Origin of the sequence: Cellulomonas algicola, from assembly GCF_003851725.1 — a bacterium.
Classification (GTDB): Bacteria; Actinomycetota; Actinomycetes; order Actinomycetales; family Cellulomonadaceae; genus Cellulomonas; species Cellulomonas algicola.
In genome coordinates, this window is the sequence record NZ_BHYL01000318.1 from 1 (window position 1) to 6,583 (window position 6,583).

General features: G+C 75.5%; 5 protein-coding genes. 2 read left to right on the forward strand and 3 right to left on the reverse strand.

Annotated features, from left to right (window positions below; all coding sequences use genetic code 11):
• The 3 genes from CTKZ_RS17635 to legP all read right to left on the reverse strand — a co-directional run.
• On the reverse strand, nucleotides 1–2,240 hold a 2,240-nt coding region (locus CTKZ_RS17635; protein WP_124344162.1), incomplete at its 3' end, for a putative bifunctional diguanylate cyclase/phosphodiesterase.
• A gap of 133 nt (nucleotides 2,241–2,373) precedes the next feature.
• Entirely contained in the window at nucleotides 2,374–3,378 is a 1,005-nt protein-coding gene (locus tag CTKZ_RS17640) for an ATP-grasp domain-containing protein (protein ID WP_124344163.1), read from the reverse strand.
• Nucleotides 3,375–4,730 (reverse strand): Dot/Icm T4SS effector Zinc-dependent metalloprotease LegP, encoded by a 1,356-nt coding sequence (gene legP / locus CTKZ_RS22105; RefSeq protein WP_200829802.1) that lies wholly within the window; start codon nucleotides 4,728–4,730, stop codon nucleotides 3,375–3,377. The genes CTKZ_RS17640 and legP overlap by 4 nt, the downstream gene beginning before the upstream one ends.
• 103 nt (nucleotides 4,731–4,833) lie before the next feature.
• On the opposite strand from legP, the gene CTKZ_RS17650 reads away from it, so the two are divergent.
• Both CTKZ_RS17650 and CTKZ_RS17655 read left to right on the forward strand, forming a co-directional pair.
• Nucleotides 4,834–5,202: a hypothetical protein gene (locus CTKZ_RS17650; protein WP_124344164.1), complete on the forward strand. Its 369-nt coding sequence runs from the start codon at nucleotides 4,834–4,836 to the stop codon at nucleotides 5,200–5,202.
• 55 nt (nucleotides 5,203–5,257) lie between these two features.
• On the forward strand, nucleotides 5,258–6,583 hold a 1,326-nt coding region (locus tag CTKZ_RS17655; protein ID WP_124344165.1), incomplete at its 3' end, for an MFS transporter.

Consider the following 6,583-nt stretch of genomic DNA (forward strand, 5'->3'; position numbering starts at 1 on the left):
ACCCCCCCGCGGGGGGCCGTCGGCACGCTGCGGAGCGTGTGCGCGGGCGTCACGACCGGGATCGCCTCGGTGACGGGGCGCGGGCCGCGGACGGGCAGCGACGGGGTCGCGCGTCCGAGGAAGTTCCCCTGCACGCGTCGCACCCCGAGGTCGACGAGCGTCGTGAGCTGCGCGGCGGTCTCGACACCCTCGGCGACCACGTCGAGCCCGTGGTTCTCGGCGAGCGCGAGGATCGCCCGGACCGCGCCACGGCCGCGCTCGGTGCCGAGCTCGCGGATGAACGAGCGGTCGATCTTGAGCACGTCGACGGGCAGGCGCCCGAGGCGGGAGATCGAGCTGTAGCCGGTGCCGAAGTCGTCGACGGCGACGCGCGCGCCGCGGGCCCGCAGCTCGGACAGCACGGGCACGGCCTGCACGGTCTGCACGAGCGCGCTCTCGGTGATCTCGAGCGTGAGGTGCTCCCAGTAGGAGTCGCCCCAGGCGGTCTCGAACTGCTCGAGCGCGTCGGGCTCGGTGAGCTGGCGGGACGCCACGTTGACGGCGACGGGCATCTGGAAGCGGTCGAGCGCGCGCCGGCTCTCGCGCAGCACGGCCAGGCCGATCGGGACGATGAGCCCGGACTCCTCCGCGAGGTCGAGCCAGTCCGCGGGCAGCACGAGGTGGCCGTGGTGGTTCCACCGGGCGAGCGCCTCGACCTGGAGGACCTCGAGCGTGGTGGTGTCGACGACGGGCTGGAAGTGCGCGGTGAACTGCCCGAGCGCGACGGCCTCCTCGAGCGCGACGCGCTGCAGCCGCTCGGCCTCGACGCGACGGCGCAGCGCGCGGTCGAAGACGCGGAACCCGCTGCGCGAGCGCTTGGCCTCGAGCATCGCGGTGTCGGCGTGCCGCACGAGCGCGTCGGGGTCGACGACGTCGCCGGGCACCCAGGTCGCCACGCCGACGGTGAGGCGCGTGGGGCGGCCGCCGTGCGACCGGTCCTCGAAGCCCTCGCGCAGCGAGCGGGCGAGCGCGACGAGCGCCGCGTCCTCGGGCGCGCGCGCGACGATCGCGACGAACTCGTCGCCGCCGAGCCGTCCGACGAGGACGTCCTCGCCCGTGACGACCGTGCGGAGGTGGTCGGCGACGCGCGCGAGCAGGGCGTCGCCCCGGGCGTGGCCGAGCTCGTCGTTGACGCGCTTGAAGCCGTCGACGTCGCAGTAGACGACGGCGACACGTGTCCGTTCGACGTTCGCGCGGTCGAGCACGTCGACGAGGTGCTGCTCGACGGCGCGCCGGTTGGGCAGCGTGGTGAGCGGGTCGGAGAACGCGGTCGCGTGGAGACGGTCGTTGAGGTGGTAGCGCTCTCCGGCGGCCGCGACGATCTGCGCGAGGTCGACGAGGAAGCTGCGGGCGTGCGGGTCGAGGTCGGTGCCCTCGGCCGGGAACAGCTCGGCGACGAACCGGCCGCGGGCGATCGGCCGCAGCGAGCCCTCGATGGAGTCGTCGTCGAGGACGGCACGCGCGGCGTCGCGGGCCGTGAGCAGCAGCCGCTCGGGGTCGCGGGCGAACCACGCGGCGTTCGAGAGGCTCGCGACGGCGTCGCGCATGCGGTGCTGGCGGGCGGCGGTGTCCTGCGCGCCGACCAGGCGGCGCAGCGCGAGCACCTCGAGGCCGACGGCGAGCGGGACCGCCCAGAGCGCGGCGAGGATCGCGCTGAGCGCCTCGTCGGGCAGCAGGACGCCCGCCAGGAGGATGGCGACGGACTCGACGCCCGCGATGACGAGCAGCGTGCCGAGCGACCCCATGGGCGTGCGGCCGAACGCGACCAGCACGTAGACGATGACGACGAGCACGGCGGCGAGCAGGCAGCCCACGTCGACGAGCGCCGCCTCGGGGGCCGGCACGAACCACGACACCGTGCGCGCGACGAGCAGGACGGTCGCGGTGGCGACCCACCACCGCACGGACGCACCGTGCCCGATCGCCTGCGCGGCGGGCAGGGCGATCAGCAGGAAGCCCGCGACGAGCAGGCCGTGCGTGACCTCGACGGCGTCGCGCGGCAGTCCCGCGGGGACGAGGGGGAACAGGCCGCCGACGAGCAGCAGCAGCGCGACGTCGGCCGACCACAGCAGCGACCACGCGGCGCCGGGGTGGCGTGCCTCGCCGCGCCGCCAGAGCCAGTGCAGCACGCAGAAGCCCGCCACGAGACCGGCGACGAGCAGCTGCAGCACGGTGACCCACACCGGTACGGGACCCAGCACCTCCTAGACATCGGCGCGCAGGTCACGGGGCATGACTGGCATCCGGGTGACCTGGTCCTCGTCCGGTCGCCGCCCGTCCGGGTGACGGGCGGCGACCGGGACGCGCGCGGGCCGGGCCGCGGTCCGGTCCCGGTCAGCCCGGTGCGCTGATCGGGCGGTTCTGCTCGCAGGTGACGCACCCGTCGGCGGGGTCCCGGTCCAGCCCGGCGAGCACGTCGACGAACGTGCGCGTGAGCGGCAGGCCCGTGCGCTCCTCGACGAACAGCCACTGCCCGGACGGGTTGACCTCGAAGAACACGTGCTCGCCGTCGGGCCGGACGCGCAGGTCGATCGCGCCGTAGACGAGCCCCAGCCGGCGCATGAGCCGCACGACGGCGTCGCGCACGGGTGCGGGCAGTGCGTACGGCTCCATGGGGACGGTGTCGAGCTCGAGCCGGAAGTCGAGCGCGTAGGCCGTGCGGGCCGAGTGGATCGCGGCGGCGTGCACGGCGTCCCCGACGACGGTGACGCGCAGGTCGACGTCGCCGGGCACGTACTCCTGGAAGATCACGGGCGCGTGCCGCACGGCGTCGAGCAGCTCGACCTCGTCGGGCCGCAGCACGCGGGTCTCGCGCCAGGCCGACACCTGGGCGAGGAACGACTTGTAGACGGTCCGCCCCGGCCCGTGCGTCGCGACGAAGGCCCGGGCCCGGTCGGGGTCGCTGGTCATGACCGTGCGCGGCGTGACGAGACCCGCCCGGCGCGCCTCGCGCAGCTGGTACGCCTTGTGGGAAGCACGGGTGTCGGCGTCGGGGTCGTTGACCCAGACGGCCGGCAGGAGCGCGCGCAGCCCGCGCAGGCCCTCGTCGCTCTCGGTGAGCGCGAACACCTGCGCGGCCGGGTCGGTGACGGACGGGTCGAGCGTGTACGGCAGCGGCCGACGCCACCACGCCGCACGGCAGTCGGTGAGGTCGTGCTCCTTGCCGTCGACCGTGACCGCGAGCGCCGGGGCGTCGCCGTCGTCGTACGCGACGGTGACGGCGGTGGCGAGCGGGTAGCGCCCGGAGTCGAGCACCACGACGTCGTGGCCGCGGCGCTCGAGCTCCGTGCGGACGGGGGCGAGGTGGTCGTCGCCCTCGTGCGACTCGATCAGGATCATGCGCCCGGACCCGTCTGGCCGCCGAGCGCACGCAGCGCGGCGGCGACCTGGGCGAGCGCCTGCGCGGCGACCTCGGCGGCCTGCGCGGCGGCGGCGAGGAGCGCCGCGGTCTGGTCCGCGGGCGCCACCGGGGCGGGCTCGTACGCGGCTGCGGACGCGGCGTGGTGGGGTGTCGCGAGCGCGAACGGGAGGCCGCCGCCGGGCTGCGGGAGCGGGATCGGCGGGAGGCCGCCGCCGAGCCCGCCGGGAGGGTCGAACGCGTTCTTGGGCGGGTCGATGAGCTGCTTGGGCGGGTCGGTGAGCTGCTTCGGCGGGTCGAACACGTGCTTGGGGTCGAGGACCTGCTTGGGGTCGAGGAGCTGCTTCGGGTCGAGGAGGTGCTTCGGCGGGTCGACGAACGGCTTGTGGTCGTCGCGGACCTTCTTGAACCCGGTCTGGTCGTCGATGGGCTTCTTGAACCCGCCCGGGTCGTCCGTGACCTTCTTGATGGTCGGCTGGGGGTTCGTGGGGTAGAGGGTGCGGGCGGCGGCGATGTCGCCGTCCGAGAGCCGCAGGCGCTGGCCGATCTGGACGCCGGGCTGGACGGGCACGATCGTGGGCTGCCCGTTGGTGGAGAACGCCGTGGCGGGGTAGTGCATGATCGAGCCGTAGTCGTAGTCCCCGATGTCGTCGCCGTCGCTGATGTGCTGGTCGAAGTTGTGCACGTAGCCGGGGTCGACGTTCGCGAGGTTGACGGTGACGAAGCTGTCGCGGTCCTCGCGGCTCTGCTCGTGCCACAGCCCGATGGCGTGCCCGATCTCGTGGATCGCGTTGCCGGTCGTGCAGCCGCTGCCGAGCGAGAGGTCCTGACGCCCGCCGACCATGCCGACGGCCGACCAGCAGCCGCCGCCGTCGAGGAAGTGCACGTAGTTGGGGTAGGTGCCGGCGTTCGCGGCGGTCCGCTGGACGAACCGCAGGGGCGTGTACTGCTCCCAGTGCGCGATCGCGTCGGTCACGCGGTTCTGGTTCGGCAGCGCGGGGTCGATGTCGTACGGCACGGTGGCGTTCGGCCAGCGGTAGCGGCTGCCGGTGATCGCGACGCCGAAGGAGACGTCGTCGCCCCGGGCGCGCGCGGCCTCGAGGTCGGCGTGCCGGCCGAGGACGATGTCGCCCTCGAAGACCGCGAGGTCGCCGACCTTGGCGTAGGTGACCGCCTTCTCGGCGAAGCCGACGCCGCTGATGACGGTCGTTCCGGTGTCGACGGACGAGCGCTCCTCGGGACGCTCGGGCGTGCCGCCGGTCGGCCCGCCGGTGGGTTCGCTGCGGCGGCGGCCGCCGCCCCCGCCGGACCCGGACGTGCTCTTCGTGGCCATGGTGGTGCCTTCCCCTGGCGCGCGGGCCCCGGCGGCCCGCGCCTCGAGGAAGAGGAGCCCCACGCCTCGGTGTGAGATACGTCACACGGACTACGGTGGGGCGATGACGCCCGACGACGACCCCGCGGCGAGCGTGCGGGTGCGCGTCGCCCTGCCCGGCACCGGCGCCCCGACGACGCTGCCCTCGCTGCTCGTGTCCGTCGAGGACGTCTCGCGCGCCGACGCCCCCGCCGTCCGCGTGGGGGAGCGGCTCCTGCGCGACGTCGACGTCCCCGCCGAGGGCACGGTCCTCGAGGTCGACGTCCCCGCCGCGGCCGGCCCCGACCCCCGCCGCCGCTTCACGGTCCGCGTCCGGGCCGGCGCCGACCCGGACGCGCGCGCCTTCACGCCCGGCGACCTCGTCTCGACGACGTCCGTCCCCGTCCTGCTCGACGGCACCGACGACGTCGAGGTCGCCGTGCGGCCCGTCTGACGCGCGTCGCGCGCCGCCCGCGGACCGCGCCCCCGCCCTGGCATCATCGGCGCCCATGACGACGACGTCACCCGCCGCGCACGTGCCGCGGCGCACCGTGGTGGGCTACGCGGCAGGCTCGGTCGGCACCGGCGGCTTCGGCACGCTGCCCGGCCTGGTGCTCGCGTACTACCTCACCGACACGCTCGGCGTCGCCGCCGGGCTCGCGTCCCTGGTCGTCACCGTGCCCAAGCTGTGGGACGTCGTGATCGACCCGTTCGTCGGCGCCCGCTCCGACGCGTCCGCCGCCCGGCACGGCAGCCGCCGCCGCTACCTGCTCGCCGGCGCACTCACGCTGCCGCCGCTGTTCGCCGCCGTCTTCGCGGCACCCGCCTCCCTTGCCGGCGTCCCCGCCGCCGCCTGGGTCGTCGTCTGGTTCGTCGGTGCCGCCACCGCGTTCAGCCTCTTCCAGGTCCCGTACATCGCCCTGCCCGCCGAGATCGCGTCGACCTCCGCCGAGCGCACCCGGCTGCTCGCCCCGCGCATCGCCGTGCTCGCCGTCGCGATCCTCGCGTTCGGCGCCGGCGGCCCCCTCGTGCGCGACGCGGCCGGCGGCGGGCGCACCGGCTACCTCGTCATGGGCGTCGTCTGCGGCGCCGTGCTCGGGCTCGGCATGCTCGGCGCCTGGTGGGGAGCACCCCGCCGCGCCGCCGTCACCCCGCCCGCCGACGGCCCCGCGGTCGCCCCACGACCCGGCGTGCGCGGCGACGCCCTCCGCCTCGGCGTCGCCGCCCTGCGCGAGATCCCCGCCTTCCGCACGCTCCTCGCGACCTTCGTGCTCCAGGCCCTCGCCACCGGCGCCATGCTCGCGTGCGCCCCGTACGTCGCCACCTACGTCCTCGGCTCCGAGGACGCCGTCACCGTGCTGTTCGTCGCGCTCGTCGCCCCCGCGCTGCTCGTCATGCCGTTCGCGACCCGCACCGGACGACGGCTCGGCAAGCGCGGCGGGTACGTCGCCGCGTCCGGCCTCTTCGTCGCCGCGACCCTCGCGCTCGTGCCGATGCTGTGGGCGCCCGGACCCTGGGTCTACGCGCTCGTCGCCCTCGCCGGCGTCGCCTACGCGGGCATGCAGCTCTTCCCCCTCGCGATGCTCCCCGACGTCGCCGCCGTCGACGCCCGCGAACGCGGCACCGACCGGGCCGGCGTGCTCGGCGGCGTCTGGACGGCCGCCGAGACCGCGGGTCTCGCGCTCGGCCCGACGCTCGTCCTCGGCGCGCTCGCGGTCACCGGCTTCGTCTCGCGCGAGGGCGGCGCGCTCGCGGACCAGCCCCCCGCGGCCGTGACGGGCATCGCGCTCGCGTTCAGTCTGCTCCCCGCGGTCCTCACGGCCGCGAGCGTCGCG

Excerpts from the sequence above, each read along its gene's own strand:
- legP (WP_200829802.1), bottom strand. The coding sequence starts at position 4,730 with ATGGCCACGAAGAGCACGTCCGGGTCCGGCGGGGGCGGCGGCCGCCGC.
- CTKZ_RS17650 (WP_124344164.1), top strand. The coding sequence starts at position 4,834 with ATGACGCCCGACGACGACCCCGCGGCGAGCGTGCGGGTGCGCGTCGCC.
- CTKZ_RS17640 (WP_124344163.1), bottom strand. The coding sequence starts at position 3,378 with ATGATCCTGATCGAGTCGCACGAGGGCGACGACCACCTCGCCCCCGTC.